This window comes from Hydrogenophaga pseudoflava (assembly GCF_004353865.1).
In the GTDB taxonomy this organism is placed as follows: domain Bacteria; phylum Pseudomonadota; class Gammaproteobacteria; order Burkholderiales; family Burkholderiaceae_C; genus Hydrogenophaga; species Hydrogenophaga pseudoflava.
The window spans coordinates 2,787,485-2,813,354 of record NZ_CP037867.1 but is presented as its reverse complement, the minus strand read 5'-3'; the positions used below and the strand labels follow the sequence as shown (position 1 = coordinate 2,813,354).

Annotated in this window: 21 protein-coding genes and 3 pseudogenes; 14 read left to right on the top strand and 10 right to left on the bottom strand. The window is 64.7% G+C overall.

Annotated elements, in window-relative coordinates:
- Nucleotides 1–87 precede the first annotated feature (87 nt).
- A complete protein-coding gene (gene clpA, locus HPF_RS13485) occupies nucleotides 88–2,427 on the top strand; it encodes an ATP-dependent Clp protease ATP-binding subunit ClpA (protein WP_066151025.1) in 2,340 nt (779 codons plus the stop codon).
- 77 nt (nucleotides 2,428–2,504) lie between these two features.
- On the opposite strand, the gene HPF_RS13480 is transcribed toward clpA, so the two are convergent.
- On the bottom strand, nucleotides 2,505–3,278 hold the full coding sequence (locus HPF_RS13480; RefSeq protein WP_079365794.1) for an SGNH/GDSL hydrolase family protein: 774 nt from the start codon (nucleotides 3,276–3,278) through the stop codon (nucleotides 2,505–2,507).
- Nucleotides 3,279–3,309: 31 nt separating this feature from the next.
- Nucleotides 3,310–4,851, bottom strand: a complete 1,542-nt coding sequence (locus HPF_RS13475; RefSeq protein WP_066151774.1) for a helicase HerA-like C-terminal domain-containing protein — start codon at nucleotides 4,849–4,851, stop codon at nucleotides 3,310–3,312.
- 88 nt (nucleotides 4,852–4,939) lie between these two features.
- Here HPF_RS13475 and HPF_RS13470 point away from each other — a divergent pair, with 88 nt between their 5' ends.
- The 9 genes from HPF_RS13470 to HPF_RS13430 all read left to right on the top strand — a co-directional run bounded on the left by HPF_RS13470 (nucleotide 4,940) and on the right by HPF_RS13430 (nucleotide 13,294).
- Nucleotides 4,940–5,665, top strand: coding sequence for a YebC/PmpR family DNA-binding transcriptional regulator (locus HPF_RS13470; protein WP_066151019.1), 726 nt, complete (start codon nucleotides 4,940–4,942; stop codon nucleotides 5,663–5,665).
- A complete protein-coding gene (purD, locus tag HPF_RS13465; RefSeq protein WP_066151016.1) occupies nucleotides 5,662–6,936 on the top strand; it encodes a phosphoribosylamine--glycine ligase in 1,275 nt (424 codons plus the stop codon). Before HPF_RS13470 ends, purD begins: the two co-directional genes overlap by 4 nt.
- A 2-nt stretch (nucleotides 6,937–6,938) precedes the next feature.
- Nucleotides 6,939–7,853 (top strand): oxygen-dependent coproporphyrinogen oxidase, encoded by a 915-nt coding sequence (gene hemF, locus HPF_RS13460; protein ID WP_133156859.1) that lies wholly within the window; start codon nucleotides 6,939–6,941, stop codon nucleotides 7,851–7,853.
- Complete coding sequence (nadD, locus tag HPF_RS13455) at nucleotides 7,853–8,503, top strand: nicotinate (nicotinamide) nucleotide adenylyltransferase (RefSeq protein WP_133156858.1); 651 nt, start codon at nucleotides 7,853–7,855, stop codon at nucleotides 8,501–8,503. Before hemF ends, nadD begins: the two co-directional genes overlap by 1 nt.
- On the top strand, nucleotides 8,500–9,210 hold the full coding sequence (gene rsfS, locus HPF_RS13450; protein ID WP_066151008.1) for a ribosome silencing factor: 711 nt from the start codon (nucleotides 8,500–8,502) through the stop codon (nucleotides 9,208–9,210). The genes nadD and rsfS overlap by 4 nt, the downstream gene beginning before the upstream one ends.
- Nucleotides 9,207–9,674 carry a 23S rRNA (pseudouridine(1915)-N(3))-methyltransferase RlmH gene (gene rlmH, locus HPF_RS13445; RefSeq protein WP_079365798.1) on the top strand — a complete coding sequence of 156 codons (468 nt, stop codon included), beginning with the start codon at nucleotides 9,207–9,209 and terminating at the stop codon, nucleotides 9,672–9,674. Before rsfS ends, rlmH begins: the two co-directional genes overlap by 4 nt.
- 6 nt (nucleotides 9,675–9,680) lie before the next feature.
- The gene (locus HPF_RS13440) at nucleotides 9,681–10,304 is read left to right on the top strand and encodes a Maf family protein (protein WP_079365799.1); all 624 of its coding nucleotides are present in this window, start codon (nucleotides 9,681–9,683) and stop codon (nucleotides 10,302–10,304) included.
- A 26-nt stretch (nucleotides 10,305–10,330) separates the two neighbouring features.
- Nucleotides 10,331–11,872 (top strand): ribonuclease G, encoded by a 1,542-nt coding sequence (rng, locus tag HPF_RS13435; protein WP_133156857.1) that lies wholly within the window; start codon nucleotides 10,331–10,333, stop codon nucleotides 11,870–11,872.
- Between the two features lie 183 nt (nucleotides 11,873–12,055).
- Complete coding sequence (locus HPF_RS13430; RefSeq protein ID WP_060987550.1) at nucleotides 12,056–13,294, top strand: tyrosine-type recombinase/integrase; 1,239 nt, start codon at nucleotides 12,056–12,058, stop codon at nucleotides 13,292–13,294.
- A 107-nt stretch (nucleotides 13,295–13,401) separates the two neighbouring features.
- Here HPF_RS13430 and HPF_RS13425 read toward each other — a convergent pair.
- Nucleotides 13,402–14,388 (bottom strand): annotated as a pseudogene (locus HPF_RS13425) (IS110 family RNA-guided transposase); the annotation flags it as partial.
- A gap of 204 nt (nucleotides 14,389–14,592) precedes the next feature.
- Between HPF_RS13425 and istA the strand changes: the two are divergent.
- A complete protein-coding gene (istA, locus tag HPF_RS13420; RefSeq protein ID WP_424955174.1) occupies nucleotides 14,593–15,639 on the top strand; it encodes an IS21 family transposase in 1,047 nt (348 codons plus the stop codon).
- Nucleotides 15,640–15,677: 38 nt separating this feature from the next.
- Here istA and HPF_RS13415 read toward each other — a convergent pair whose 3' ends face one another.
- The 3 genes from HPF_RS13415 to HPF_RS13405 are packed head-to-tail and all read right to left on the bottom strand — an operon-like array spanning nucleotide 15,678 to nucleotide 18,858.
- Complete coding sequence (locus tag HPF_RS13415) at nucleotides 15,678–16,682, bottom strand: tyrosine-type recombinase/integrase (protein WP_060985439.1); 1,005 nt, start codon at nucleotides 16,680–16,682, stop codon at nucleotides 15,678–15,680.
- Nucleotides 16,679–17,617, bottom strand: a complete 939-nt coding sequence (locus HPF_RS13410; protein ID WP_060985440.1) for a tyrosine-type recombinase/integrase — start codon at nucleotides 17,615–17,617, stop codon at nucleotides 16,679–16,681. Before HPF_RS13410 ends, HPF_RS13415 begins: the two co-directional genes overlap by 4 nt.
- On the bottom strand, nucleotides 17,614–18,858 hold the full coding sequence (locus HPF_RS13405; protein WP_060985441.1) for a tyrosine-type recombinase/integrase: 1,245 nt from the start codon (nucleotides 18,856–18,858) through the stop codon (nucleotides 17,614–17,616). Before HPF_RS13405 ends, HPF_RS13410 begins: the two co-directional genes overlap by 4 nt.
- Before the next feature lie 162 nt (nucleotides 18,859–19,020).
- Between HPF_RS13405 and HPF_RS13400 the strand changes: the two are divergent.
- Nucleotides 19,021–19,554, top strand: a pseudogene (locus HPF_RS13400) (Mu transposase domain-containing protein); the annotation flags it as partial.
- A 26-nt stretch (nucleotides 19,555–19,580) separates the two neighbouring features.
- A complete protein-coding gene (gene istB, locus HPF_RS13395) occupies nucleotides 19,581–20,318 on the top strand; it encodes an IS21-like element helper ATPase IstB (RefSeq protein ID WP_060985442.1) in 738 nt (245 codons plus the stop codon).
- A 152-nt stretch (nucleotides 20,319–20,470) separates the two neighbouring features.
- Here the strand turns inward: istB and HPF_RS13390 are convergent.
- Nucleotides 20,471–20,833: pseudogene (locus HPF_RS13390) on the bottom strand (IS110 family transposase); the annotation flags it as partial.
- Between the two features lie 331 nt (nucleotides 20,834–21,164).
- Between HPF_RS13390 and HPF_RS13385 the strand changes: the two are divergent.
- Nucleotides 21,165–22,565, top strand: coding sequence for an IS701 family transposase (locus HPF_RS13385; RefSeq protein ID WP_060985443.1), 1,401 nt, complete (start codon nucleotides 21,165–21,167; stop codon nucleotides 22,563–22,565).
- A 39-nt stretch (nucleotides 22,566–22,604) separates the two neighbouring features.
- Here the strand turns inward: HPF_RS13385 and HPF_RS13380 are convergent, their stop codons facing one another.
- From HPF_RS13380 to HPF_RS13370, 3 genes are read right to left on the bottom strand one after another with little or no spacing between them, the layout of a single operon-like run.
- Nucleotides 22,605–23,717 carry a CaiB/BaiF CoA transferase family protein gene (locus tag HPF_RS13380; RefSeq protein WP_060985444.1) on the bottom strand — a complete coding sequence of 371 codons (1,113 nt, stop codon included), beginning with the start codon at nucleotides 23,715–23,717 and terminating at the stop codon, nucleotides 22,605–22,607.
- 47 nt (nucleotides 23,718–23,764) lie between these two features.
- Nucleotides 23,765–24,619: an ABC transporter ATP-binding protein gene (locus tag HPF_RS13375; protein WP_133156855.1), complete on the bottom strand. Its 855-nt coding sequence runs from the start codon at nucleotides 24,617–24,619 to the stop codon at nucleotides 23,765–23,767.
- Entirely contained in the window at nucleotides 24,613–25,842 is a 1,230-nt protein-coding gene (locus HPF_RS13370; RefSeq protein ID WP_060985446.1) for an ABC transporter substrate-binding protein, read from the bottom strand. The genes HPF_RS13375 and HPF_RS13370 overlap by 7 nt, the downstream gene beginning before the upstream one ends.
- Nucleotides 25,843–25,870: the final 28 nt, after the last annotated feature.

The following is a 25,870-nucleotide window of genomic DNA, read 5'->3' as shown; positions in this document are numbered from 1 at the left end:
GGTCTACCCCAACTGATGGTCTCTTCCCTGTAAACCTCTACCCGAACGCTTGCGTTTCAGATTCTCACCAGCCCAAAGGAAGCGTCCATGATTGCCCAGGAACTTGAAGTCAGCTTGCATATGGCCTTCGTTGAGGCTCGCCAGCAACGACACGAATTCATCACGGTTGAGCACCTGCTCTTGGCGCTGCTGGACAACCCCAGCGCAGCCGAGGTTTTGCGCGCCTGCTCGGCCAATATCGACGACCTGCGCAAGTCCCTGACGAACTTCATCAAGGACAACACGCCCCAGGTGGCCGGCACCGACGAGGTGGACACGCAGCCCACGCTGGGGTTCCAGCGGGTGATCCAGCGCGCGATCATGCACGTGCAGTCCACCGGCAACGGCAAGAAAGAGGTGACCGGCGCCAACGTGCTGGTGGCCATCTTCGGCGAGAAGGATTCTCACGCCGTCTACTACCTGCACCAGCAGGGCGTGACGCGCCTGGACGTGGTGAACTTCATCGCCCACGGTATCCGCAAGAGCGATCCGCCCGAGTCGTCCAAGCCGGGCGAAAGTGCTGCGGACAACGAGGAGCAGGGCGCCGAGGCCAAGAGCAACGAAAAGCAATCGCCGCTGGAGCAGTTCACCCAGAACCTCAACCAGGCGGCCAAGGAAGGAAAGATCGACCCGTTGATCGGCCGCGAGTACGAGGTCGAGCGCACGATCCAGATCCTCTGCCGCCGCCGCAAGAACAACCCGCTGCTGGTCGGTGAGGCTGGCGTGGGCAAGACCGCGATCGCCGAAGGCCTGGCTTGGCGCATCACGCAGAATGATGTGCCCGACATCTTGGCCGAGGCCACCGTGTACTCGCTCGACATGGGCGCTTTGCTGGCGGGCACCAAATACCGGGGTGATTTCGAACAGCGCCTCAAGGCTGTCCTGAAGTCGCTCAAGGACAAGCCCAACGCCATCCTGTTCATTGACGAGATCCACACGCTCATCGGGGCCGGTGCGGCTTCGGGCGGGACGCTGGACGCCTCGAACCTGCTCAAACCGGCGCTGTCCAGCGGCCAGCTCAAGTGCATCGGCGCCACCACCTTCACCGAGTACCGCGGCATCTTCGAGAAGGACGCGGCGCTGTCCCGCCGCTTCCAGAAGGTGGATGTGGTCGAACCGACGGTGGAGCAGACGGTGGATATCCTGAAGGGGCTCAAGAGCCGTTTCGAGGAGCACCACAGCGTCAAGTACGCGGTGGCCGCCCTTCAGGCCGCCGCAGAGCTCTCGGCCAAGTACATCAACGACCGCCATCTGCCGGACAAGGCCATCGACGTGATCGACGAGGCCGGTGCGGCGCAGCGCATCCTCACGCCTTCCAAGCGGAAGAAGACCATCGGCAAGGCCGAGATCGAGGAAATCGTGGCCAAGATCGCGCGCATTCCGCCTGCGAACGTGTCCAATGATGACCGAGGCAAGCTGCAGACCTTGGAGCGCGACCTCAAGAGCGTGGTGTTCGGCCAGGACAAGGCGCTGGAGGTGCTGGCCGCCAGCGTCAAGATGGCCCGTTCAGGGCTGGGCAAGGCCGACAAGCCGATTGGCGCCTTCCTGTTCAGCGGCCCCACCGGCGTCGGCAAGACCGAAGCCGCCAAGCAGCTGGCCTACATCATGGGCATCGACCTGATCCGCTTCGACATGTCGGAGTACATGGAGCGGCACGCGGTCAGCCGCCTGATCGGCGCGCCTCCGGGCTATGTCGGTTTCGACCAGGGCGGTCTGCTGACCGAGGCCATCACCAAGAAGCCGCATTGCGTGCTGCTGTTGGACGAGATCGAGAAGGCGCACCCCGACATCTTCAACGTGCTGCTGCAGGTGATGGACCATGGCACGCTGACGGACAACAACGGGCGCAAGGCCGACTTCCGCAACGTCATCATCATCATGACGACCAATGCGGGCGCCGAGACCATGAACAAGGCGACCATCGGCTTCACGAACCCGCGTGTGGCCGGCGACGAAATGGGCGATATCAAACGCCTGTTCACGCCGGAGTTCCGCAACCGGCTGGACGCCATCGTCAGCTTCAAGGCGCTGGATGAGCAGATCATCATGCGCGTGGTGGACAAGTTCCTGCTGCAGCTGGAAGGCCAACTGGCCGAGAAGAAAGTGGAGGTCACCTTCACCGACACGCTGCGCAAGCACCTGGCCAAGAAGGGTTTCGACCCGTTGATGGGGGCGCGTCCGATGCAGCGCCTGATCCAGGACACCATTCGCCGCGCGCTGGCCGACGAGCTGCTGTTCGGACGTCTGACCGAGGGCGGGCGCCTGACGGTGGACCTGGAGTCCAAGGTCGGCGAGGACGGCAAGGAAACGCAGGAGGTCAAACTCGACATCCAGCCGCTGCCCAAGAAGGAAGGCAAGGCCAAGCCCGAAGAGGCCACAGCGGGCTGATCACCGCCGGCATGTTCAAAAAGAAACCCGGCAATGCCGGGTTTCTTTTTGGGCGCAGCGAGCCGAAGACCCGGCGATCACTGAGTCCGCCAGGCGAGCACGGCGTCCGCCCAGCGGTTGCCCAGCTTTGACTCCCCGCTGACATTGGGATGGACGCCGTCGTAGTTGTCGCCGGTGGAATACCCACTGGCCTGGTTGACCACCGCGATCGGCGATGTGGCGCTGGACCGGCCGGACGCGACGCCGTCGATCAGGCGGTTGAGGGCTGCGGTGCCGGAGGGGTCGGGTGCCGCCGGGATGATTTTGGCCAGCAGGATGTGGGCGTCCGGCTTGCCTGCGCGGATCGCGTCGATGACGCCGCCGAGCTCGGCGGCGATGCCACTGGCCGACTGGCCTGCGAGCACGTCGTTGGTGCCCAGATGCACCAGAACGACATCGGGCTGTGCCTGGGCCACCAGCCCGCCCACCCGGGGCGCGAGCTCGTTGACCGAATAGTCCCAGTAGCCTTCGTGGTCCAGGTCGAAGTCGGCGTTGGGTGGGTTGACCGACCCGCTGTCGCGTGAGCCTCTGGACACGCCCGATTTGCTGCCGACCAGGTTGACCGAGCAGCCCGCGCCGTTCAGGCGCTGCCACAGCACCCGGCGGTAGCTGTTGTGGCCGGCTTCGCCCTCGGTGATGGAGTCGCCCAGAGGCATGATGCGCAACGGGCCGCCACTGAGGCCACAGCTGGCCACCTTCTCGGCCGAGCTGCCACCACCTCCGGCGTCGTCGCCACTGTCGCCGCCGCCGCAGGCGCTCAACAGGGCACTGAGGCCGACCAGGCAAGCATGAGCTAAGAAGCGCTGGGGCATATGTAAGGTCCTTGGCGAATGGTTTGAAGGTTCAGCGCTTGCCGCCGAGCAGACTGCCCAGCACGCCGCGCACGATCTGGCGACCGATGCCGCTGGCCACGCTGCGGGCGGCGGTCTTGGCCATGGTCTGGACGATGCCGTCGTACTGTCCACCGCGCGGGCCGGTCCGACCAAACAGCGCTTCGTTCAGCATGCCGCCGATGCCGCCGCTTTCCGCTTCGGCTTTCTTGCCTGCAGCGCCGGGGATGCGAGGGGTCTTGGGTGCATCTTGCGGTGCGGCGTCGGCATCGTCTGCGGCACCCGCATGCTTGCGGAACATCTCATAGGCGCTTTCGCGGTCCACCACCTTCTCGTACACGCCGGCCACCAGCGAACCCTGGAGCAGCGCTTTGCGCTGTTCGGGGGTGATGGGCCCGAGCTGGCTGCCCGGGGGCAGCACGAACACGCGCTCCGTCTCGCTCGGGCGTCCTTTGCTGTCGAGCAGGCTGACCAGCGCCTCGCCCACCGCCAGCTCGGTGATGGCGGCTTCGATGTCCAGTCCGGCTTTTGGGCGCATGGTCTCGGCGGTCGCCTTGACGGCCTTCTGGTCGCGCGGGGTGAAGGCGCGCAGCGCGTGCTGCACGCGGTTGCCCAACTGCCCGAGCACGGAATCCGGGATGTCCAGCGGGTTCTGCGTCACGAAATACACGCCGACGCCTTTGGAACGCACCAGGCGCACCACCAGTTCGATGCGCTCGACCAGGATCTTGGGCGCTTCGTCGAACAGCAGGTGGGCTTCGTCGAAGAAGAACACCAGCTTGGGTTTCTCGGGGTCGCCGATCTCGGGCAGGCTCTCGAACAGCTCCGACAGCATCCACAGCAGGAAGGTGGCGTACAGGCGCGGCGCGTTCAGCAGCTTGTCGGCGGTCAGCACGTTGATCACGCCCTTGCCACCCACGGTCTGCATGAAGTCGCTGATGTCGAGCATGGGCTCGCCAAAGAACTTGTCGCCGCCTTGCTGCTCGATCTGCAGCAAGCCGCGCTGGATGGCGCCGATGCTGGCGGCGCTGATGTTGCCGTACTCGGTGGTGAACTGCTTGGCGTTGTCTCCCACATGCTGGAGCATGGCGCGCAGGTCTTTCATGTCCAGCAGCAGCAGGCCGTTGTCGTCCGCGATCTTGAACACCAGGTTGAGAACGCCGGCCTGGGTTTCGTTGAGGTCCAGCATGCGCGAGAGCAGCAGTGGGCCCATGTCGGACACGGTGGCCCGCACCGGATGGCCCTGCTCGCCGAACACGTCCCACAGCGTGGTGGGGCAGGCTTGCGGTGGGGTGGGGGTGAGGCCCCGGTCGGCCAGGATCTTGCGGACTTTGTCGGGCAGGTTGCCGGTCTGGCTGATGCCGGTGAGGTCGCCCTTGACGTCGGCCATGAACACCGGCACGCCGATGTTGGAGAACTGTTCGGCCAGGGTCTGCAGTGTCACCGTCTTGCCGGTACCGGTGGCGCCGGTGATCAGCCCGTGGCGGTTGGCCAGACCGGGCAGCAGGTGGCACTGTGTACTGGCGTTCTGGGCGATCAGCATCGGTTCGGCCATGTCGGGCATCCTTGCAGAGAGAGGAGAGGGTGGGTCGTAAAATCGAGAGTTATTACACCAAATTCTGGTCAGAAAAAAGGACTCTCTCGTGGCTGGACACAGCAAATGGGCCAACATTCAACACCGCAAGGGCCGGCAGGATGAGAAGCGGGGAAAGATCTGGACGCGCGTGATCCGAGAGATCACGGTCGCAGCCCGCACGGGCGGTGGCGACCCGGCCATGAACCCGCGCCTGCGGCTGGCGATTGACAAGGCCAAGGCGGCCAACATGCCGGCCGACCGCATCAAGTACAACGTCGACAAGGCTTCGGGCAACCTCGAAGGCCAGGCGCTGGAAGAGATCCGCTACGAGGGCTACGGCATCGGTGGCGCCGCCATCATCGTCGACACCATGACCGACAACAAGGTGCGCACCGTGGCCGAGATCCGCCACGCGTTCAGCAAGTACGGTGGCAACCTGGGCACCGAAGGTTCGGTGGCCTTTCAGTTCAAGCACTGCGGTCAGATCATCTTTGCGCCCGGCACGAGCGAAGACAAGGTCATGGAAGTGGCGCTGGAAGCCGGGGCTGAAGACGTGATCACCGACGACGATGGCGCCATCGAGGTGCTGACCGCCTACACCGACTTCGAAGCGGTGAAGAACGCGCTGGAAGCGGCTGGCCTCAAGCCCGAAGTGGCCGAGGTGACCATGCGGCCCGAAAACACCATCGAGCTGACCGGCGACGACGCCGCCCGCATGCAGAAGCTGCTGGATGTCATCGAAGACCTGGACGATGTGCAGGACGTGTTCCACAACGCCGAGATCAACGAATGAAAGTCCTGGTGATTGGCGGCGGTGGCCGCGAGCACGCGCTGGCGTGGAAGCTCAAGCAGTCTGAAGGCGTGGAGCAGGTGTTTGTCGCACCGGGCAATGCGGGCACCGCGCGCGATGTGCAGCTGACGAACCTGCCCATCACCGACAAGGTGGCGCTGCGCGAATGGGCGCAGGCCAACGGCATCGGCCTGACCGTGGTCGGCCCCGAGGCGCCGCTGGCGGCCGGTGTGGTGGACGAGTTCCGTGCCCATGGTCTGGCCATCTTCGGTCCGACGCAGAAGGCCGCGCAACTCGAAAGCTCCAAGGCCTTCAGCAAGGCCTTCATGCAGCGCCATGGCATTCCCACGGCCGAGTACCAGACCTTCACCGACGCGGCGCAGGCCCATGCCTATGTGGACGCCAAGGGCGCGCCCATCGTGATCAAGGCCGACGGGCTGGCAGCGGGCAAGGGCGTGGTGGTGGCGATGTCGCTGGTCGAAGCGCACGAGGCCATCGACTTCATGCTGCTGGACAACAAGTTGGGCGTGGCGCACAACGAAGGCGGCGCTCGCGTGGTGATTGAGGAGTTCCTCGAAGGCGAAGAGGCCAGCTTCATCGTGCTGTGCGACGGAGTGAACGCGCTGGCGCTGGCCACCAGCCAGGACCACAAGCGCCTGCTGGACGCCGACCAGGGTCCGAACACCGGCGGTATGGGCGCCTATTCGCCTGCGCCGGTGGTGACGCCCGCGGTGCACCAGCGCGCCATGGACGAGGTGATCCTGCCCACGCTGCGTGGGATGGCGGCCGACGGCATTCCTTACACCGGTTTCCTGTACGCCGGCCTGATGATCACGCCCGATGGCCGTGTGAAGACGCTCGAATTCAACTGCCGCATGGGCGACCCGGAGACCCAGCCGATCATGATGCGGCTGCGTTCCAACCTGGCCCAGGTGCTGCTCTCGGCCACCCGCGCCGAGCTGGACCAGGTGACGCTGGACTGGGACCCGCGCGTGGCGCTGGGCGTGGTGCTGGCCGCCGCCGGTTACCCCATGAACCCGCGCAAGGGCGACGCCATCAGTGGCCTGCCAGCCGACGAGGCCGACCGCATGGTGTTTCACGCCGGAACGGCCGATGCCAACGGTCAGGTGGTGGTCTCGGGCGGCCGCGTGCTGTGCGTGACGGCGCTGGCCGACACGGTGGCCGCCGCGCAGCAGAAGGCCTACGGCGTGGTCGATGGCATCCGCTTCGACGGCATGCAGTGCCGCCGCGACATCGGTTATCGGGCGCTCTGACCATGAAAAATCCCACCCAGAGGGTCCGCGACTACCTCGTCAACCTCCAGGACCGCATCACGTCCACCATTGCCGTGGTGGATGGCGGGAGCTTCGTCGTGGACCACTGGAAAAAACCGGCGGGCGAGCGCCTGCAGGGCAGTGGCATCACCCAGATCCTCGAAGACGGCGCCGTGTTCGAGCGGGCAGGGTGTGGTTTTTCGCATGTGACGGGGCCCGCCCTGCCGCCCTCGGCCACCCAGCACCGGCCGGAACTCTCGGGGGCGCCTTTCGAGGCCATGGGCGTCTCGCTGGTGTTCCACCCGCGCAACCCCATGGTGCCGACGGTCCACATGAACGTTCGCATGATCGCTGCCACGCCGAAGGGCGGGCAACCGGTGTGCTGGTTCGGCGGGGGCATGGACCTGACGCCGTACTACGGTTTCGAGGAGGACGCCGAACACTTCCACCGCACCTGCAAGGCCGCGCTGGACCCGTTTGGTGTCGACAAATACCCTCGCTTCAAAAAGTGGTGCGACGAGTACTTCTACCTGAAGCACCGCGACGAGCAGCGTGGCATCGGTGGCGTGTTCTTCGACGACTTCTCGGAGCTGGGCTTCGAGGGCAGTTTCGCCATGATGCGATCGGTGGGCGATGCCTTCCTGGACGCTTACCTGCCCATCGTGGACCGTCGCAAGACGCTTCCTTCTGGTGAGCGTGAGCGGGAGTTCCAGCTCTACCGCCGTGGCCGCTATGTGGAATTCAACCTGGTCTGGGACCGTGGCACCCACTTCGGCTTGCAATCTGGCGGGCGCAGCGAGTCCATCCTGTTGTCCATGCCCCCCCTGGTGAGCTGGTCCTACCAGCGCCAGGAAGCGCCCGGCTCCCACGAGGCACAGCTCTACAGCGACTTCCTGGTGCGCAAGGACTGGGTTTGATGTCTTCTGGGCGGTCGAACGACCGGACGGTGCCCGTACGAAGGGTCGGCCTGTTCGGCGGCGCATTCGATCCGCCGCACCGTGCGCACCGACTGTTGGTGGAGTCTGCGCTGGATGTGCTGCGGCTCGACCGCCTGCACATCCTGCCCACCGGGCGTGCCTGGCACAAGGCGCGCGCGCTCAGCCCGGCGGAGCACCGGCTGGCCATGTGTGAGCTGGCCTTTGGCGACCTGGGGCGCGTGTGCGTGGACCGCCGCGAAATCGATCGCCCGGGCGACTCGTACACCATCGACACCCTGAACGAACTGGCGCGTGAATATCCGGGTGCCGAGCTGTTCCTGATCATCGGCGAAGACCAGCTGGCCGCATTCAGGACCTGGAAGCGCTGGCCAGAGGTGCTTGACCTGGCGCGGCTGGTGGTGGCGGGACGTCCCGGCTTCCCGTCTCCTGCGACCCGCGTATCTGGTGATGCCAGCGACGACCCGCCCGTGCCCCACCTTCGGCTTCCGTTGCCGCTTTCGCCCATCAGCTCCACCGCCCTCCGCTCGATGGCGTCTGCCGGCGCGGCGCCCCAGGAACTGGCCGCGCTGGTGCCCGAAGCCGTCGCCGGCTATATTTCCACCCATTCCCTTTACCAGCAGCCTTCATGACCAGCGAAACCACCGCCAAAAAAGACATCCAGAAACTCCAGCGTGCCATCGTCGACGGTCTGGAGGACGTCAAGGGCCAGGACATCGTGGTCTTCAATACCGAAACGCTGTCCCCGCTGTTCGAACGCGTGATCATCGCCAGCGGCACCTCCAACCGGCAGACCAAGGCGCTTGCGTCCAGCGTTCGCGACGCTGTGCGGGAGGCCGGCTTCGACAAACCCCGCATCGAGGGCGAGGACAACGGTGAGTGGATCATCATCGACTGCGGTCAGGCGGTCGCCCATGTGATGCAACCGGTGATCCGGCAGTACTACCGCCTGGAAGAGATCTGGGGCCAGAAGCCGGTACGACTCAAGAGTGCTGCCGAGAAGGCCGCCGAGGCGCGCGCGGCCGCCAAGCCGGCGGGCAAGACCACCCGCAAGGGCGTCGAGAAAGAGGTCAAGCCGGTGGACGCCAAGTCCGTGGCCCGCAAGCAAGCCAAGGCGGCCGCTGCTGCGGCGGCACCCGCGAAAGCGCCTGCCAAGAAGGCCACAGCCAAGACTGCAGCCGTCAAGACACCCGCGGCCAAGGCGACACGCAAGACCGCTGGCTCGGCCAAGACGGCCCAACCCAAAGCGGTGCTGCCCAAGCTGGTCGTGAACAAGCCCAAGCCGGCGGCGAAGAAACCCGCCGCCGCGAAAAAGGCCGCGCCCAAGAAGAAGGCATGAAGCTGGTGATCGTCGCGGTCGGGCAGCGCATGCCCGACTGGGCCCAGACCGCCTACGACGACTACGCCAAACGCTTTCCGCCCGAACTCCGGGTGGAACTCAAGACCGTAAAAACCGAGCCGCGTGGCGCCAAGACGGTGGAAACCGTCATGGCTGCCGAGCGTGAGCGCATCGTGGCCGCGCTGCCCAAGGGCTGCCGCGTGGTGGTGCTCGACGAGCGTGGGGCGCAGCTGACCACCAAGGCGTTGGCCCAGCAGCTCAAGGCCTGGCAGCTCGGTGGCGACGATGTGGCGCTGGTGATCGGTGGGCCGGACGGTCTCGAACCGGCGTTTCGGGAGGCGGCCCACCAGCGCATCCGCCTGTCGGACATGACGCTGCCCCACGCCATGGTCCGGGTGCTGCTGATCGAGCAGCTCTATCGCGCATGGTCGATCAACGCCAACCACCCTTACCACCGGGAATGATCCGCCGTGAGTGACTTCATCTACCTGGCTTCCCAGAGCCCCCGCCGCAAGCAGTTGCTTGAACAGTGGGGTGTGCGCTGCGAGCTGCTGTTGCCCGATGCCGACGAGGATGTCGAGGCCCTGGAGGCGGTGAAACCCGGCGAGGCGCCTGCCGCCTACGTGCAGCGGGTCACCGCTCTGAAGCTGGAGGCGTCCGTTGACCGGCTTCGGCGCAGGGGATGGCTGCTGGCGCCGGTGCTGTGCGCAGACACCACCGTGACGCTCGGGCGCCGCATTCTGGGCAAGCCTGCCGACGCCGCCGAGGCCCGGCGCATGCTGTCCGATCTGTCCGGCCGTCGCCATCGCGTGCTGACGGCGGTGGCGGTGGCGCGACCCGGGGTCCGGGGTCCGGGCCGCCAGTGGGCGGCGCTGTCCACCTCGCAGGTCGAGTTCGACCCGTGGAGCGGCGCGGACATCCGGCGCTACGTGGACAGCGGCGAGCCCATGGGCAAGGCTGGTGCCTATGCCATCCAGGGCGCGGCGGCCCTGCACATCCGGCACATCAGCGGCAGTTACTCGGGCATCATGGGTTTGCCGGCCCATGAAACCGCGCAACTCCTGCGGTCTGCGGGCGTGCGGCTGGCCTGCTGAACCCTGAACACAATCACGAGGCATCGATGAGCCAGGACATCCTGATCAACTGGGCACCCCAGGAAACCCGCGTGGCGGTGGTGGAGCAGGGCGCGGTGCAGGAAGTGCACCTCGAACGCACGCTGGAGCGCGGCCTCGTGGGGAACATCTACCTGGGCAAGGTGTCCCGCGTGCTGCCGGGCATGCAATCGGCCTTCATCGACATTGGCCTGGACCGTGCGGCCTTCCTGCACGTCGCTGACCTGATGCCCAACATCAACGCCAAGCACGCGGCGCCGCGCGAGCGTGCCGCCGCCCAGCCGGGGTCCGAGGCCCCCAACGGCGGCGCCAACCGCGTGCTGACCCCTGACCCGGTGCAACCGATCGAGCGGCAGATCTTCGAGGGACAGGCGCTGATGGTCCAGGTCCTGAAGGACCCGATCGGGACCAAGGGCGCCCGCCTGACCGCGCAGATCAGCATCGCGGGCCGGCTGCTGGTGTTCCTGCCGCAGGACAACCACATCGGCGTGTCGCAGAAGATTCCCTCGGCCCAGCGCGATTCCCTGCGCCAGCGCCTGCTCGCGCTGACGGCCATGCCCGACGGCAGCGCGGCCGGTGGCTTCATCCTGCGCACCAATGCCGAGGACGCCAGCGACGAGGAACTGGGCGAAGACATCGCCTACCTGCGCAAGACCTGGCAGCGCATCAAGGATGCGGCCTCGCGCCAGCCTGCGGCCACCGTGCTGCATGTGGACCTCAACCTGATGCAGCGGGTGTTGCGAGACCTGGTGGGCGCGCAGACGCACTCGATCCGCATCGATTCCCGCGAGCAGTTCGGGCTGCTGCAGTCCTTCGCCGCGGAATTCATGCCCGACACCGCCAGCAAGCTGCAGCTCTACACCGGCGAGCGACCGATCTTCGACCTGTTCAACATCGACGAGGAGATAACGCGCGCGCTCAGTCGCCGGGTCGACCTCAAGTCTGGTGGTTATCTGGTGATCGACCAGACCGAAGCGCTGACCACGGTCGACGTGAACACGGGCGGGTTCGTCGGGGCCCGGAATTTCGACGACACCGTCTTCCGCACCAATCTGGAGGCCGCGCAGGCCATCGCGCGCCAGCTGCGGCTGCGCAATCTGGGCGGCATCGTCATCGTGGACTTCATCGACATGGTGCGCGAAGACCACCGCGACGCCGTGCTGACCGAGTTCCGCAAACAGTTGTCGCGAGACCGCGTCAAGACCATGACCGGCGGCTTTTCGCAGCTCGGCCTGGTGGAGATGACCCGCAAGCGCACCCGCGAGTCCCTGGCCCACATGCTCAGCGAGCCGTGCCCGTCCTGCGATGGCAAGGGTGTGGTGAAAACTGCGCGCAGCGTCTGCTACGACATCCTGCGCGAAATCCTGCGCGAGGCGCGTGCCTTCAGCCCACGCGAGTTCCGGGTGGTGGCTTCACCCCGGGTGATCGAGCTTTTTCTGGACGAGGAGGGGCAGCACCTGGCGGGTCTTTCGGACTTCATCGGCAAGCCCATCTCTCTGCAGGCCGAGAGTTCGATGACCCAGGAGCAGTACGACATCGTCCTGCTTTGACGACTCACGGGGTGCCACTCCGTTTCAGTTGCCATGTATAAGTGATTGTTCTGTAAGGAGTTTTCGGTAGGTAAGCTGTCTTTTAGTGTCACGGAGTGCCACCCTGTTTCAACAAAATTGGGTGACCTGATGGGTGACCAGCCGGACGATCCGGCCAAGCCCGTCGGCACTAGGAGAACGAACATGGCAAGCAAAGGCGGGCTGCTTTCTGACCTACAGCTCAGGCAATGGATCAAAGCGGGCAAGCCGCTATCGATGAGCGACGGCGGGGGGCTGATCTTCACGTTGTCGGCCGCAGGCAATGCGGCGTGGGTACTGCGATACCGACACGGCACACGACGACCCGAGATGACCCTTGGGCCCTATCCGGCCATCGGTCTGTCCGAAGCGCGGACGATGGCCCTGGTCAAGCGGGCCGAGATCGCACAAGGCAAGAACCCGATGGCCGAGCGGATCAAGGCCAAGGCAGCATTGGCGAAGGACTGGACGGTCCGTCAACTGATCCAGGACTATCGCCAGAAGGTACTCGTCACGTTGGCCAAGAGCACACGGGTCTGCTACTCACGCCACCTCAAGCGCATCGAAAACCGGTTTGGCTCGCTCAGCGTGCGTGAAGTCGAGTCCAGCGACATCGTGGCACTGATCGACGACAGCAAGCTCACCTGGGGTGAGTCGAGCCTCCTGCACATCACGGCCAAGTGCCTGTTCACCCATGCCTGCGGCAAGCGCCTCGTCAACGCCAACCCCTGTGTGGGCATCATGATCAGTGCTCTGCTGGGCCCCAGACCACCGGTTCGCAAACGCTTGATGCTGACCCGCGAGGAACTGCACCTGCTGCTTAACGCGCCGATGCGCCGACCAAACACACTCGCAATCCGCATCCTGCTGGCAACGGGCGTGCGAGGAGCAGAACTCTTCACGGCCAAGTGGAAGGACGTGCATCTCGACGAGGCCCGTTGGCACATTCCCGCGAGCAAAACCGGGCCGGCCATGGATGTGCCGCTCGCCCCGGAGCTCATCGATTGGTTCAAGGAACTGCGTACGTTCGCCTTCCGGTCGGCCTATGTTTTGCCGGCGAGGGCGCACAGCCGTACTGAGCGAAACGGAGGCGACACCCATCTGAGCAAGGACACCGTGCGCGAGTCGATCGACTACTGGATCAAGCAGTACAAGCCCCAAGTGCGCCGCTTCACGCCGCATGACCTGCGCAGCACGATGAAGTCCCACATGCGCGCACTCGGTGTTCCCAGAGATATCTCCGAGATGTGCCTGAACCACAAGCTCACGGGCGTGGAGGGCATCTACGACCAGCACACCTACTACCCGGAGCGTCGGCAGGCGCTGCTGACCTGGATGCAGTTCCTGATGGACTGCGAGGCGGGAGATGGGAGCGTTGTCAAGGAACTGGAGTTGATTGTGTAGAGCAGTTTGCCGGTCGGCTTCGTGGCTGCACTTATGCTGCAGCGTCAGCGAAGAAGAGAGGGACCTCTCAAGAAACACCAGATAGCTGATTGATTTTCCTGGTGTTTTCAAGCGGGGTTGTCGGAAGGGACGAGCTGCATGCCCATGGCCTTGGCCTTCTGGGCGAGGTTGTGCAAGACCCGTTGGCGGTAGCGCTCCTCGAAGTAGTCCTGCCCTCGGTCGGTGTATTCCTGACCGTGGGTGAGCATGGCGTAGATCAGTCGGGCCAGCTTGTGTGCCGCTGCTGTCACGGCCTTGGGCTTGTCCATGCGTGCGCACATACGCCGGTAATAAGCCCCCGGCGCCGAGTGGCTCGAGCGCAAGACCGCTGCCGCCAGACGCAGCGCTTGGGCCGCACGGTTGGCGCAGCGCTTGGTCTTGCCGCTCATGACCTTGCCTCCGGTGATCTTGGTGCCCGGACACAGGCCCAGCCAGGAGGCGAAGTGTTTGTCGCTGGGGAACTTGCCCATGTCCGCGCCCACCTCGGAGACCACCACCAGCGCGGTGATCACATCGATGCCGTCGATGCGCGTGAGGTCCACGCCGCACATCTGGAAGAGCTGGGTGCGCAGATCGAACTTCGGGGCATTGCGGGCGCGCCCGCGCTTCTTGCCTTGAGCCGGTTCGTCCTCTCGCACATGCAGGGCCTGCAACTGCGCCTGAATCTGCGCGTCGCACTCGGTCAGCTGGGTGCCACAGAAGTCAAACGCGTCCAGCGCCTGCCTCAAGGCAAAGAGGTGCTCGGCGCGCCAGCTACCTTGCAGGCTCCTGGCGATCTGTTCCTCGCTGGCGCGGATGCGCGCGTTCCTGAGCTTGGCCAGGGCCTGCCCATCGCGCTCACCGGCGACGATGGCGTGCAGGATCTTCTGGCCGCTCTCGCCGGCCACGTCTGCGATGACGTTGGCCAGCTGGATGTTCATCTGCGTCAGGGCCTTTTGCATGTGCTGCACGAAGCGGCCCTGGCTGCGCAGCAGCATGGCGCGTTGGCGGGAGAGACAGCGCAGCACGCAAACCTGCTCAGCCGGGCGGAAGGCGCCGCGCAGCAGGCCAAAGCTTGCGTATTCCACGCCATGGCGGACACGATTCCACGCTGATGGCGGACAGTGTTCCAGCGGGATGGCGGACACCGTTCCACGGTGAAGGCGGACAGCATTCCAAACTGATGGCGGACACCTGAGGGGTGTTCTGAGTGACCCGAACGCGGCATACGCTGCCCGGTTTTTTGACCGGAACCAGCGATGCCCACACCCAGGGTCACCATGAGCAAGATACGACACACACTGCAACTGCTGCACGGCGGTGCCTTGAGCACCCGCCAAATCGGCGCCGCTCTCGGCATCTCCAAATCCACTGTCAGCGAAATCGCCAGCTACGCGCGCGTGGCCGACGTGGACTGGGCGCTGGCCCAGACCTTGAGCGACGAAGAACTCCAGGCCCGGCTCTACAAGCCACCGGTGCCCCGCGCGTCGCGCCACCTCGAGCCCGACTGCGCCCGCATTCACATTGAGCTGCGCCGCCCCGGCGTCACACTGCAACTGCTGTGGGAGGAATATCAACAGCAGCACGCCGGTCAGGCCTACAAGTACAGCGCCTTCTGCGAGAAGTACCAAGCCTGGTCCCGGCGATTGAAGCGCTCCATGCGCCAGACCCATGAGGCCGGCGACAAGCTCTTTGTGGACTACGCCGGTCAGACAGTGCCCATCGTGGACGCCAGCACCGGCGAGATAACGCAGGCCCAGATATTTGTGGCGGTGCTGGGCGCCTCGAACTACACCTATGCGTGCGCCACCGCCAGCCAGAAAGCCACCGACTGGGTGGCCGGCATCATGGCTGCGCTGGAGTTCATCGGCGGCGTGCCCCGCTTGCTGGTGCCCGACCAGCCGCGTGCCTTGATGGCCCGTCCTGACCGCTACGAGCCGACCTCGCACCGCCTGCTCGAAGAACTCTCCGCCCATTACGGCCTGCCCGTCATGCCCGCGCGCCCAGCCAAGCCACGCGACAAGCCCAAGGTGGAGGTGGGCGTGCAGGTGGTCGAGCGCTGGATTCTGGCGAGGCTGCGCCACCAGACCTTCTTCGGCCTGGCCGCGCTCAACCGGGCGATTGCCGCCTTGCTGGCCGACTTGAATCAGCGCCCGTTCAAGAAGCTGCCCGGTAACCGGGCCAGCGCTTTTGCCGAGCTCGACCGGCCAGTCCTGCGCCCACTGCCGGTCACGCGCATGGCGATTGCACGGTTCAAGAGTGCCCGGGTCAACATCTTGTGTGGCGTTGCCAGTTCTGTGGCCTTGACGCCGTACAGCGGCCTGTAGCGCGGGCGTAGCTGCCTTGATGGCCACAGAACTTTGGGCTACAGCGAGCGCAGGAACTGCATCAAGTCGGGTTCGATTCGTCGCCGGGTTGCCTTGCCCGAGGGCTCCAACTGGGCCACTGCGCGAGACTTCACTTCCAGATCGATCTGCGCGTAGATGTTTGTCGTACTCAGCGAGACATGCCCCAGCCATGCGCGGATGGTGTTGATGTCGACGCCGGCACGCAGCAGGTAGGTCGCTGTAGTGTGCCGGATGGTGTGAGGGCTGACGCGTTTGGCCTTGATGGCAGGAAACTTCTCCGAAATCCGGCGCGCATATCGCGCCACCAAGTCATGGACACCAAACCGTGTCATCGGTCGGCCGCAACGGTTGAGGAACACCGGCTCGGTGGACGGGCGCCCCGCGATCAAGGAGGCCAGTTCACGGGCCGTTTGGGGCCACAGCGGGCAGAGCCTGATCTTGCCGCCTTTGCCATGCAGTGAGACGAACGCATTGCGCGCCCCGTCAGACTGCGCAAGCTGCACGCTCCCGATCTTGACGTGCGCTGCCTCGTCAGCGCGAGCGCCCGTGTTGTAGAGGAACAGAAGCAAGGCATGGTCACGCATGCCCTGGGGCGTGTGCGCATCTGCCGCGGCCAGCAGGGCATCCATCTCCGGCTTCTCCAGGTACGCGATCTGAGGGCTGGCAAACTTCCTGAAAGGGATCGCAAGCACGCTTGCGGACCATTGCAGGTGTTCCGGCCCGTACTCACCCACGAAACGCGCGAACATGTGCAACGCGGCCAGCCGTTGATTGATGGTCCTCGCACCGACGCCCTTGGTAGTCGTCGTCGACGGCAAGAACGCGGTGAGCATCTCGCGACTGAGATCATCCACGCTCAGCTGGTCCACACGTTTGTGCGTCGCGCGAGCTGCGAAGCGAAGAAGCTTGGCCAGCGTGTCCCGGTAGCTGAGCTGGGTGCTTCTGGCCACTGTTCTGACGGTCACCAAGTACTCCGCCAGGAAGCGTTTGACCCAGGGGCCGAGTTGGTTCGCGGTGTTCATGGCTGATCGCCCTGCAGCGTCGCGTAGCGCTCGAACCGCGCAGAGGCCTCGACGAGCAACTCCGGCGTCAACGGCAAATAGACCTGGGTGGCTGCGATGCTGACGTGGCCGAGATACGTCGACAGCAGCGGCAGCAGCTTCTGGACATCGGCACCCTCCCTGTACCAGGCCGTCAATCGGCGAACGGCAAAGCTCGCCCGAAAGTCGTGCAGCCGAGGCAGATTGGGCAGGTCGTCGTTGCGCCGCAGACCAGTCATGGACCGAAGCCTGGCGAACGCCCGGCGTGTGCCGCTTCCTGTGAGTGGTTCGCCGTCTCTGCACACGAGCAGCGGCGAGGCCGGATCGGCGCCGCGCGATGGGTGCAGCGCATCGACATAAGTGCACAAGATTCGAACCAGATCAGGTCCGATCGGGACCAAGCGCGTCTTGTAGAACTTGCTCTCGCGCACGATCAGCAGGTTCTGCTCCAGATCGACATCGGCCAGGGTCAGATGCAGCGCTTCGCTGAGCCTCAATCCGGTTCCCAGCAAGAGCACAAGCAAGGTGCGAAGACTGTACCGTTCGATGCGCGATGTCCGAAGGGAGTCGATGGCGCCGATCAACCGAGCGACATCGTCATCGGTGTAGATGTAAGGCCGAAAGACCTGGCGACACCGCGGGGTGTGCATAGGCAGCGGCATGTGCGCCACCATGGACCGGACGAAGGCGAAGCGAAAGAAGCCCAGCAAGGCCGAATGCTTGCGGTGCCAGTACCGTGTCAGTGGTCGGGTTCCGTCGAGAAAGGTTCTCACCTCGGAGGTCAGGATCGTCTCCAACTCGCGTTCGCCACCAATCGACTTGGCGAACATGCGCAGCACACCAGCGATGCTGGTGCCGGCACAGCCACGGGCTTGGAGCTGTTGGATGTACAGAGCTTGGGCGTCGGCGAGCTTCACAGGAATCTCCTCAGATCGACGTCTGCGACACGGCGCAGGCCATGGAGGTCGACCTTCGCGTACACCGCAGTGGTGGAAGGATGGCGGTGGCCGAGGAAGTCCCCGATCTCCTTCATGCTCATCCCGCGCGCCAGCAGGCGGGTCGCGCAGGCGTGTCGCAACGCATGGGGACCATGGTGTCTGAGACCAGGATCCATCGGCCTCAGGCGCCGGCTGACCACTTGCCACAATGCACTCGTGCTCAATGGCAGGTATGGCGCGCGCATCTGCAGGAAGACTTCGCGCCGATCTGTCTTCGGTCGGACGGACCGTATGTACGTGGCAAGCGCCTGCGCTGTAGGGTGCGCCAGCGGATAACACTCGACACGCGCGCACTGTTTGGAGCGATGGACCCGAATGATGGCGTTCTCCCAATCGAAGTCATCCAACGACAGCCGCTGGACTTCGGACGCGCGCAGACCGTACAGAGCGAAAAGCATCATGATGGCGCGATCACGGACCACGCTGTCGGTCTCTCCCTGCATCGCGTCCAGCAGGCGGCAGACCACATCCCAGGACGGACCCATGGGAAGTTGCTCACCTTGGTAAACGCGCCCCGGTCGAATCGCTGCGGCCAGGCCGGGCAGGCAATGATGGCGATCTTCGAGAAAGCGGACGAAGTTGCGCAAGTCATAGGTGTACGTCTGCATGGAGGAGCGGGTCAGGCCTTCCTGGCGGCCTTTGAAGACCAGGATCTGATCCACGTCGCGCCAGCCGAACCCGACCACGTCGCGTCCCTGTTCTGCGAGTAGCCGAAGGAACTCTGCGGCGTGCCCGCAGCGGGCACGAACTGTGACCGGAGAGAGGTTGCGCTCCTCGAGCATGAAGCGCGCGTAGGCTTCGATCTGTTCACTGCCCGGATGGTTGTCAACGTTCGCCTGCAGGAGTCCAAGGAAGCGAAACCAGCCCCGCGCGGTGCACCGCAAGGCAATCTTGGTCGCATGTCCGGGGATCTTGCGGCTGTGTCGGCGGGTGATCCATCGATCCACCGCTGCTTCGACTTGCTCTGTCGTGATCGGATTCGGCAACGTCCACCGCAGCATCTCCCCAATGCACAGCATGCCGTCCGCGTATCGGATCAACGTCTTGTGTGCGGACCCGACGTCGCGCAGATGCTCCAGGTACAGGAGTCGCTCCACAAGGAGCGGTGCTGCGGTATGGCGCACAACGGCGGCGGTGCGCTTGAACAACTCGTCGAACATAGGTGACCCCTTCTGGAACAGTGGATGGAGGACCCATGCTGCTCGTGCCAGAAGTTCTGTGGCCATCGTGACGGCCACGCCCGCGCTACAGGCCGCTGTACGGCGTCAAGACCACAGAACTGGCAACGCCACACAAGATGTTTTCTGTGGTCGACCACAGAAAACATCGACTACCACGTCGAGCTCGATGGCCACTACTACTCGGTGCCCCACGCCCTGGTGGGTCAGACGGTGGAGCTGCGCATCACGGACGCCACCGTCGAAGTCCTGCACGGCAACAAGCGGGTGGCCGCCCACGCGCTCAATGGGCGCAAAGGCGCTCACACCACCACGCCTGAGCACATGCCGGCCTCGCACCGGGCGCACCTGCAGTGGACGCCGGCCAAGCTCATCGCCTGGGGCGAACGAATAGGTGCTGCCACCGCCGCCGTGGTGCGCTGGCAGATGGAGCACCGAGCGCACCCCGAGCAGGGCTACCGCTCCTGCCTGGGCCTCATGCGCCTGGGGCGTGAGTACGGGGCAGAACGGCTGGAGGCGGCCTGTGCACGGGCGCAGTCAATTCGCTCGCCGTCCTACAAGAGCGTCGCCTCCATCCTGAGTTGTGGCCTGGACCAGCGTCCGCTGGACACCCCCATCCCCATGCAGGTCAGCTTGCCGCTGCACGAGAACGTGCGCGGGCCGGGCTACTACCACTGAGACACGGAAATAGAGAAAGAACAAGCATGCTCAACGAACACACCCTCAACCAACTACGAGCACTGCGCCTGGACGGCATGGTGGCCGCCCTGAACGATGCCGCCATCCACATCACCGCCAGCGAGCTGCCCTTTGAACAACGCCTGGCCCTGCTGGTGCAGCGTGAGGTGGACTGGCGTGACAGCAAACGCCTGGAACGCCTGTTGAAAGCCGCCCGCCTGAAGGTCTCCGGCGCGTGCCTGGAGGACATCGACTGGCGGGGCAGTCGGGGCCTGAGCCGGGAGGTCATCACCAGCCTGGCCGGCGGCGACTGGCTGCGCCATGGTCACAATGTGCTGCTCACCGGCGCCACCGGTTGCGGCAAGACGTGGCTTGCTTGCGCGCTTGGGCAGCAGGCGGCGCGCCTGGGGTTCTCTGTTCTCTATGCTCGCGCGCCGCGCCTGCTGGAGGAGCTGCATGTGGCCCATGGGGACGGCAGCTTTGGCAAACGGCTGGCGCAACTGGCGCGGCTGGACCTGCTCATCCTGGACGACTTTGGCATTGCACCGATTGCCGCGCATGAGCGAAACGACTTGCTTGAACTGCTGGACGACCGGGTGGGCTCACGCTCGACGCACATCACCAGCCAGTTGCCGGTGACGGCCTGGCACGCCTGGCTGGATGAGCCCACGCTGGCCGATGCCATCCTGGACCGCATCGTGCACGGCTCGCACAAGATAGGTCTCAAAGGCGAGTCGATGAGAAAGCTGGCCAAGGCCGCCTGACCATCCCGCCCAAACGCCATTCCACGCTGATGGCGGACACTTCGGCTACGATTTGGGCGTCACTCAGGACATCCGCGCAAGGTGTCCGCCATCGCATGGAACGCTGTCCGCGATGGGAATGGAATCACTGTCCGCCATCAGTGGAATGCGCAAAAGCTCATGAGCTGCTGCAGCCACTGGCAGTCCAGCACATCGCTCTTGCGGCCCGAGACGTTCTTGACGTGGCGCGCGTTGACCAGCAACACCGTCAAGCCGCGCGATTCGAGCAGTTCGTACAGAGGAATCCAGTAGACCCCGGTGGACTCCATGGCCAAGGTGTCCACGCCGCAGGCGTCGAGCCAGTCGGCCAGGCGGTGCAGGTCGGCGGTGAAGCTGGCGAACTCGCGCACGGGCTCGTCGTCGCGGTCCGGTGGCACGGCTACGAAGTGCGCGGCGCTGCCGATGTCGATACCGGCGGCGTTGGGGTGGGTCAGAGAGATGGCCGCCTGTGTGGTGGGCCGCTTGTGTTGTGCCATGGCATCCTCCATCATGAGAAGTGGAACGTGACACCGGCTCGGGTACGTCGTCTTGATCACTCTCTCAAACGGGATGCCTGCGCCAGACCGAAGAGGCCTGGCACAGGCTCACCAATGTCGATGACGCAGCCCATGACCAAGCTCAGTCGCGGGCAATGTGTACCATTGCTGTGTCGGCCTTCGCCGGTGCTGCGTTCCACCTTCTCACATTGCGCGCGCCAACGCCAGGTGTTTCTTCGGAACGATTTGCGGCGCGGGCGGGCCGATTACTTAGTCTTACTGTGTCATAAATGGCATAATGCGATCTTCTCGACTTCGTGGCGGAGGATCGATGAATGCAGCCGAGCGCTTCGATCACTACCTGGAGCACCTGAGCAAAGGCCTGGGGCATGCAGACCGACACGCGGGCCTTCGTGGCTACTGCACCGGCTTGATGCTGCCGTTGGCTCGCAAGAGCGTGGAGCCCATGGCCGCACGTGTGGATCCGATGCACGCCAGCGCTCGGCACCAGGCGTTGCATCACTTCGTGGCCAAGGCCGAGTGGTCGGACACCCAGATGCTGCGTCGCGCGTGCCAGTGGGTGATGCCCAAGATGGACTTCAGTGAGGGCGGCTGGTGGATCATCGACGACACTGGATTCCCGAAGAAGGGTCGCCACTCGGTCGGTGTCACTCGTCAGTACTGCGGGGTGCTGGGCAAGCAGGACAACTGCCAGGTGGCCGTGAGCATCTCGCTTGCAAGCAATCAGGGCAGCCTGCCCGTGGCTTGGCAGTTGTATCTGCCCGAGGACTGGGCGGCCGATCCTGAACGCCGTGCCAAGGCCGGCGTGCCCGAGGAGGTGCGCTTCGCCACGAAGACGCAGATCGCGCTGCAGCAACTACGCGCGCTGCTCGAGGAGGGCGCGCCGCACCACTGCGTGCTGGCTGATGCCGGCTACGGTGTGGACAACGCCTTTCGCCAGGCGCTCAGCGACATGGGCCTGCTCTATGCGGTTGGCATCACCTCGGCCATCGTAGTCTGGCCACCCGGGCTGCAGCCGCTGGCGGCGTACAGCGGCCGGGGCCGCCCACCTGTGGTGCCTCGGCGCACTGCCGCCTTGCAGCCCATCAGCGTCAAAGCATTGGCGATGTCACTGCCAGCCCAGGCATTCCGGAGCGTTACTTGGCGCGAGGGAACCAATGCACCGCTGAACGGCCGCTTCGCGGCCGTGCGGGTGCGCCATGCGGGCGGCAATGTCGGCAAGGCGCGCCTGCGTCCCGAGCAATGGCTGCTCATCGAGTGGCCGGCCCATGAGGCTGAGCCGAGCAAGTATTTCCTGTCCACGCTATCCGAGGACGTCACCCTCGACGAACTCGTCGGCGTCGCCCACCAGCGCTGGCGCATCGAGCGCAACTATCAGGATTTGAAACAGGACTTCGGCCTCGGGCACTACGAAGGGCGAGGCTGGCGGGGGTTTCACCACCATGCCGCCTTGAGCATCGCGGCCTACGGATTCCTGATGGCAGAACGCCTCGTCGCCGACAAGCCTGTCGGCGGCAAAAAAAACTTCCTCGAACGCCAGATGCCTGCCCTTCCCGAGGATTACGTCCCCCGCGGCAGCCCTGCGCGCGCAGCGCCACGTGATGATCTCGATCACGACGCTGCGTTATCGGCTGAGCTATCAGCTGATCGCTCGTTTGGGGCGGTGCCCCTGCTGCGGCAGGGTAAGCACAAGGCTACTCTTGTGACATAGTAAGATTAGCTCAGTCCTAGATCGAGATCGCCAATCGCATCAGGTCGCGCCAGTGGCCTCGGTGTCGTCGTGTTCCCCGATAAACGGCGCGGGTGGCGGTCGATCCGGAGCCGTTCGGCTAAATCGCGGGGCCGGCGAAGGCTGCAGGACGCCGTCTCGCTCAAAGAAAGTTTCGCGAGCCGCGTTGTGCGGATGGCGGGCTGCCTCTTCCAGCGTCAGCACCGGTGCAAAGCAGACGTCGGTCCCTTCTAGCAAGGCACACCAGTGCGCGCTCGGTTGATTGCGGAAGATGTCGGTGATCTGGCGCTTGAGCGCCGGCCAGGCTGCCGGGTCGCGTTGCCGTTGAAATTTGGGGTCGCTGATGCCGAGCTTGTCCAGGAGCAGCGAATAGAACTGCGGCTCCAGCGAGGCAATCGAGATCCACTTTCCATCCGCGCACTCGTACGTGTCGTAGAAATGCGAGCCACCGTCCAGAAGGTTGGCCTGCCGTTCGTTTTTCCAAAGTCCCAGGGCTTTTAGGTCGCAGACGATCGAGGTGAGCAGGGCCGCACCGTCGGTGATCGCGGCATCAACCACCTGGCCCTGGCCGGAGGTGCGCGCTTCGAGCAAGGCGCAAACGATGCCGAACGCGAGCATCATGCCACCGCCGCCAAGGTCGCCGACCATGGCCGGCGGTGCCGCCGGCCCACCTTCTGCGCGTCCGATCATGCTGAGCGCGCCCGATAGGGCGATGTAGTTGATGTCATGGCCCGCAGCCTGTGCGAGCGGCCCGTCCTGGCCCCAGCCGGTCATGCGCCCGTACACCAGGCGCGGGTTGCGCGCGAGCAGCGCATCCGGACCCAGACCCAGCCGCTCCATCACGCCCGGGCGGAAGCCCTCGATGATGGCGTCCGCGCCATCAACCAGCGCCAGGACCCGCTGTACGTCCTCGGGCGACTTCAGGTCGACCGCCAGCGATCGGCGTCCGCGGTGCAGCACGCTGCGCCGGCCACTGGCCAGGAAGGCCCCTTGCCCGCGGTCCTTGCCCTTGTCGGCCTTGCGGTCCAGTCGGATCACGTCGGCACCCATGTCGGACAGCATCATCGCGCAGAACGGTCCGGGGCCGATGCCGCCGAACTCGATCACTTTCAACCCTTGCAGGGGACCACTCATTTGTCGTTACTCCTGAAACCGAATTTAAGCCACAGGCCAGCCGTCAGTTACCCCAGCCAGCGCTTTCGCCGCTTGTAGTGCTTGACCTCGCGAAAGCTCTTTCGCTCCCCCTCGCGGTCCAGTCCGAGATAGAACTCGCGTACGTCCTCGTTGTCGCGCAACGCCTGGGCCTGGCCTTCAAGCACGATGCGACCGCTTTCCATCACATAACCGTAGTCGGCAATCTCGAGGACCACGCGGGTGTTCTGCTCGACGATCAGGAGCGACAGTCCCTGCTCACGCAGGTGATGCAGCACGGCGAAGACGTCCTCGACCATGCGCGGCGCCAAGCCGAGCGAGGGCTCGTCGATCAGCATGAGTTTCGGCTCGGCCATGATCGCGCGCCCGATCACAAGCATTTGCTGCTCGCCGCCCGAAAGGTAGCCGGCGGTACGCTTGCGCAGTTCGGCCAGGCGCGGAATCGCCTGGTAGACGCTGTCCATCGCCCGGCGCATGGCCTGCGTCGAGGGGAACATGTGGCCGCCGATGATCAGGTTTTGCTCGACCGTCATGTGTTGCAGCACACGTCGGCCTTCCATGACATGGACCAGACCGCTGCGCACCACCGTCGCCGGGTCGTGCCCCTGAATCGGCCTCCCGTCGAAGGTGATCGCCCCCCCGGAGACGCGGCCGTCTTCCGAGTCGATGACGCCGGAGATGGCCTTGAGCGTGGTGCTCTTGCCAGCGCCGTTGGCGCCCAGCAGCGCAACGCAGCCGCCTTCGGGAATCTGCATGGACACGCCCTTGAGCGCCAGGATCACCTCGGCATACAGCACCTCGACGTTGGAAAGCGTCAGCACCGCCGGGGGGGCATGGGACGCGGCACCTTGATCCGGTGCGCCAGCAAGGGTTGTACTCACCATTTATTCACCATGGGCACGGTCACATCGCCAGCCGCCCGGACCACCTTGCCATCCTTCATCGTGGCAATGTTGACCTTTGAGGTGCCGGTCGGGAAGGGGGCGTCGTTGCTGAAGTCCATGCCCGGCAGCACACCCATCAGATCGTTGCTGGTGAACTGGCTGGCCAGCAGCGTCTCACGCACGGCTTCGCCGGTGACTTTGCCTGCGCCCTTGGCCTTGAGGGTGGCCTCGATCGCGCGCACGGCCACAATGCTTTGGCCCAGACCCATGATGGTCATTGCATTCCAGCCCGATTTCAGTCCGTGCTTTTCCTGCAACATGCGGTAGAACTTGCGCGCGGCCGTGTCGTCTTCGGTGGCATCGGCGATGGCGCCCACTTCGAAATCGTCGGCAAAGCCGTTCGGGTCGCCAAGTGCCTTGGACGAACCCACTACCCCGTTGTGCAGCGACAGCATGATCGGAACGTTTTTACCCAGTGCCTGTAACGCCCGTTTGGCGGCCACGGCCTGGGCGGTGTTGGTCTGGATCACGATCACGTCGGTGCCGGCGTTGACCAGGCGGCGCACCGGCAGTGTCAGGTCGGTCGGTTGCACCTCGGTCCAGATGGCCTCGACGAAGGTGGCCTTGTCGGGGTTGGCCTTGGTGTAGCTTTGCAGGCCCTTGGCCATGTCGGCATAGGCGGGTGTGGCTTCGGAGGTGATGATTGCCACCTTGACGGGACGCTTGTCCTGGAGTTTGGTGGCGCGGAACCATTCCAGGAAACCGGCCGCTTCATGGGGGTAGGTGGGGCGCAGGTTCAGAACCCATTGGTCGGGCTTCCAGCCGAAGCCGTAGGCGGCGGTGCCCATGAGCATGGGTACCTTGTCATCCGGCAGGCGCTGCTGCAGCGCAGCAGCATCCGGGCCGCCAAGGCCAAGCACGAGCACCGGTTTGAGTTCGGCCTTGATGCCGGGCCAGAGGCTGGCGGTTTGCGCCACGTCGTAGCGCGTGTCAAACGTTTTGACGGCGATCTGTACATTGAGCTTGCTGCCGACTTCCTTGTTCCACCACTCGATCACGGCGAGTCGCCCACCCTGCATCTGGGGCATGACGCTGGCGTAGGGGCCGGCGAAGTCGGCAATGGCGGCGACGTTGATCGTTGTCGTCTGCGCGTGGGCCGGCGCGTTCAGCAGCAGGCCGGTTGCCAGAACGGTTGTGAGTTTGAGAAAGGTGTTGCGTTGCATGGTTGTCTCCGGGCAGTGGTGGTGGTGA

Excerpts from the sequence above, each read along its gene's own strand:
- clpA (WP_066151025.1), top strand. The coding sequence starts at position 88 with ATGATTGCCCAGGAACTTGAAGTCAGCTTGCATATGGCCTTCGTTGAG.
- HPF_RS13480 (WP_079365794.1), bottom strand. The coding sequence starts at position 3,278 with ATGCCCCAGCGCTTCTTAGCTCATGCTTGCCTGGTCGGCCTCAGTGCC.
- HPF_RS13475 (WP_066151774.1), bottom strand. The coding sequence starts at position 4,851 with ATGGCCGAACCGATGCTGATCGCCCAGAACGCCAGTACACAGTGCCAC.
- purD (WP_066151016.1), top strand. The coding sequence starts at position 5,662 with ATGAAAGTCCTGGTGATTGGCGGCGGTGGCCGCGAGCACGCGCTGGCG.
- hemF (WP_133156859.1), top strand. The coding sequence starts at position 6,939 with ATGAAAAATCCCACCCAGAGGGTCCGCGACTACCTCGTCAACCTCCAG.
- nadD (WP_133156858.1), top strand. The coding sequence starts at position 7,853 with ATGTCTTCTGGGCGGTCGAACGACCGGACGGTGCCCGTACGAAGGGTC.
- rsfS (WP_066151008.1), top strand. The coding sequence starts at position 8,500 with ATGACCAGCGAAACCACCGCCAAAAAAGACATCCAGAAACTCCAGCGT.
- rlmH (WP_079365798.1), top strand. The coding sequence starts at position 9,207 with ATGAAGCTGGTGATCGTCGCGGTCGGGCAGCGCATGCCCGACTGGGCC.
- rng (WP_133156857.1), top strand. The coding sequence starts at position 10,331 with ATGAGCCAGGACATCCTGATCAACTGGGCACCCCAGGAAACCCGCGTG.
- HPF_RS13430 (WP_060987550.1), top strand. The coding sequence starts at position 12,056 with ATGGCAAGCAAAGGCGGGCTGCTTTCTGACCTACAGCTCAGGCAATGG.
- istA (WP_424955174.1), top strand. The coding sequence starts at position 14,593 with ATGAGCAAGATACGACACACACTGCAACTGCTGCACGGCGGTGCCTTG.
- HPF_RS13415 (WP_060985439.1), bottom strand. The coding sequence starts at position 16,682 with ATGAACACCGCGAACCAACTCGGCCCCTGGGTCAAACGCTTCCTGGCG.
- HPF_RS13405 (WP_060985441.1), bottom strand. The coding sequence starts at position 18,858 with ATGTTCGACGAGTTGTTCAAGCGCACCGCCGCCGTTGTGCGCCATACC.
- istB (WP_060985442.1), top strand. The coding sequence starts at position 19,581 with ATGCTCAACGAACACACCCTCAACCAACTACGAGCACTGCGCCTGGAC.
- HPF_RS13385 (WP_060985443.1), top strand. The coding sequence starts at position 21,165 with ATGAATGCAGCCGAGCGCTTCGATCACTACCTGGAGCACCTGAGCAAA.
- HPF_RS13380 (WP_060985444.1), bottom strand. The coding sequence starts at position 23,717 with ATGAGTGGTCCCCTGCAAGGGTTGAAAGTGATCGAGTTCGGCGGCATC.
- HPF_RS13375 (WP_133156855.1), bottom strand. The coding sequence starts at position 24,619 with ATGGTGAGTACAACCCTTGCTGGCGCACCGGATCAAGGTGCCGCGTCC.
- HPF_RS13370 (WP_060985446.1), bottom strand. The coding sequence starts at position 25,842 with ATGCAACGCAACACCTTTCTCAAACTCACAACCGTTCTGGCAACCGGC.